The organism is Arthrobacter sp. P2b (assembly GCF_900168295.1).
Lineage (GTDB): Bacteria > Actinomycetota > Actinomycetes > Actinomycetales > Micrococcaceae > Arthrobacter.
On sequence record NZ_FVZL01000047.1, the window covers coordinates 1 to 1,104 of the forward strand.

1 protein-coding gene is annotated in these 1,104 nt (G+C 63.7%); it reads left to right on the plus strand.

Annotation, left to right across the window (positions count from 1 at the left end):
- A partial coding sequence (locus tag B5520_RS22290; protein ID WP_079599245.1) for an amino acid permease occupies positions 1-1,104 on the plus strand: 1,104 nt, incomplete at both ends.

Here is a 1,104-nt window from a genome sequence, read left to right on the forward strand (position 1 = left end):
GCGATCGGTACCGGCCTGTTCCTGGGCGCCGGCGGGCGGCTGAACGCAGCGGGCCCGTCGCTGGTCATCGCGTACGCGGTCTGCGGATTCTTCGCGTTCCTGATCCTCCGCGCCCTGGGCGAACTGGTCCTGCACCGGCCCTCCTCGGGATCCTTCGTCTCCTACGCCCGGGAATTCTTCGGCGAAAAAGCCGCATTCGTCTCCGGCTGGTTCTACTGGATCAACTGGGCCACCACCACCATCGTGGACATCACCGCCGCGGCCCTGTACATGAACTTCTTCGGCAACTACATCCCCTGGATGGCAGCGGTCCCGCAATGGGCCTGGGCCCTGATCGCCCTGGTTGTGGTCCTGGCCCTGAACCTGGTCTCGGTCAAGGTCTTTGGCGAAATGGAATTCTGGTTCGCCCTGATCAAGGTCGCCGCCCTGGTCATCTTCCTCATCGTCGGCACCTACTTCGTCATCTTCGGCACCCCCGTGGACGGCCAACAAGTCGGCTTCAGCCTCATCTCCGACAACGGCGGAATCTTCCCCAACGGCCTGCTGCCCATGATCATCCTCATGCAGGGCGTCCTGTTCGCCTACGCCTCCATCGAACTGGTCGGCACCGCCGCCGGCGAAACCGAAAACCCCGAAAAAATCATGCCCAAGGCCATCAACTCCGTGGTCTTCCGCATCGCCGTGTTCTACGTCGGCTCCGTCATCCTCCTGGCCCTGCTGCTCCCGTACACCTCCTACGAAAAAGGCGTCAGCCCCTTCGTGACCTTCTTCGGCTCCATCGGCATCCAGGGCGTGGACGTCATCATGAACCTCGTCGTCCTCACCGCCGCCCTATCCTCCCTCAACGCCGGGCTCTACTCCACCGGCCGGATCCTGCGCTCCATGTCCGTCAACGGCTCCGCCCCCAAATTCGCCTCCCGGATGAACAAAGCAGGCGTCCCCTACGGCGGCATCGCCATCACCGCCGGCGTCTCCCTCCTGGGCGTCCCGCTGAACTACCTCGTCCCCGCCGACGCCTTCGAAATCGTCCTCAACGTCGCCTCCGTCGGCATCATCATGACCTGGGCCACCATCGTCCTGTGCCAAATCCAACTCCACCGCTGG